This is a genomic window from Mangrovactinospora gilvigrisea (assembly GCF_001879105.1).
Classification (GTDB): domain Bacteria; phylum Actinomycetota; class Actinomycetes; order Streptomycetales; family Streptomycetaceae; genus Mangrovactinospora; species Mangrovactinospora gilvigrisea.
In genome coordinates this window covers 1-1,339 of the sequence record NZ_MLCF01000186.1, presented here as the reverse complement: position 1 = coordinate 1,339, position 1,339 = coordinate 1, and the positions used below count along the sequence as shown (strand labels likewise).

1 protein-coding gene and 1 pseudogene are annotated in these 1,339 nt (G+C 70.1%); one reads left to right on the top strand and one right to left on the bottom strand.

The window, feature by feature from the left end; translation table 11 throughout:
- Positions 1-553 (bottom strand): Rossmann-fold NAD(P)-binding domain-containing protein (locus tag BIV57_RS23110; protein ID WP_473234606.1); only part of this gene is annotated, 553 nt, incomplete at its 3' end.
- A gap of 210 nt (positions 554-763) precedes the next feature.
- Between BIV57_RS23110 and BIV57_RS23105 the strand changes: the two are divergent.
- Positions 764-1,339, top strand: a pseudogene (locus tag BIV57_RS23105) (sugar ABC transporter permease); the annotation flags it as partial.

Here is a 1,339-nt window from a genome sequence, read left to right as displayed (position 1 = left end):
GCGCGGCGCCGAGCCGCTCGGCGGCGGCCGCGTCCAGCCAGGGGTCGTGCACCAGGACGCGGACGTCCGGCAGCTGGCGGTGGAGCAGCGCGATCAGCCGGCGCCCGGTGCGGGAGGCGCCGACCACGCCGACGGTCAGCCCGCGGGTGCCGATCCAGGGGAGGCCGCGCAGATCGCGCTTGACCGGCCCGGTGCGGTAGCGGTGGGCGGCGGTGAAGGCGCGCTTGGCGCCGAGCACGATCGCGGCGAGGGCGAACTCGGCGACGGGCACGGCGTTGGCGTCGGCGGCCGAGGAGACCCGGATGCCGCGGGCGAAGACCTCGGGGGTGACGAACGTCTTCACCGTGCCGGCCGCGTGGATGACGCAGCGCAGCCTCGGGGTGCGGTCCAGTGTCGCGGAGTCCAGCCGGGCGGCTCCCCAGCCGGTGAGCAGCACCTCGGCGGCGGCGGGGTCGGCCTCCCGCTCGACTGGCCCGGTCAGCGGGGGGAGGCCGGCCGGGAACACCTCGGCCGCGACCCGCGGATCCATGGCGACATGCACGCGGATCGTCACCGCACCTCCTGAAAGCGTTTTCGGCTGGCGGTACGCTAGGCCGCCCGTTCGGCGGCAGTCAAGGCATCCTCCAACCACTCGTCCGGTCGAGTTGACCCCTATTCATGTGATTGGTGCCAGCGGCGATCTGACGCATCGTGGGTTTCCTTCCAGAAAACTCTGGCCCCAACCCTTGACGTGAAGCTGAAACGCTTACGATTCTTTTCGCCCATGAGGCAGACCTCGACGCCGCGAGGACGACGGCTACCGCTGCACCGACGCATCTGGCGCGACCGCGCGCTGCTGCTGCTCGCCCTGCCCGGCCTGCTGTACTTCGTGGTCTTCCACTACGTGCCGCTGCTCGGCTATGTGACGGCCTTCCAGGACTACAAGCCGTACCTGGGGTTCGTGCAGAGCGCCTGGTCGGGGCTGGCCAACTTCGCCACCGTCTTCGGCGATCCGACCTTCTGGCAGGCGACCCTCAACACCCTGCGGATCACGCTGATCCAGCTGGTGTTCTTCTTCCCGGTGCCGATCCTGCTGGCGCTGCTGCTGCACAGCGTCACCGGCGCCAAGGTGCGGCGCTTCGTCCAGTCGGTGGTGTACCTGCCGCACTTCATCGGCTGGGTCATCATCGTCTCGATCTTCCAGCAGGTGCTGGGCGCCACCGGGGTCGTCCCGCAGCTGCTCGGCGACCTCGGGCTGCCGCGCTACGACATGATGACCGACCCGCACGCCTTCCCCTGGCTGGTCACCCTGCAGTCGGTCTGGAAGGACGCCGGCTGGGGCACGATCATCTTCCTCGCC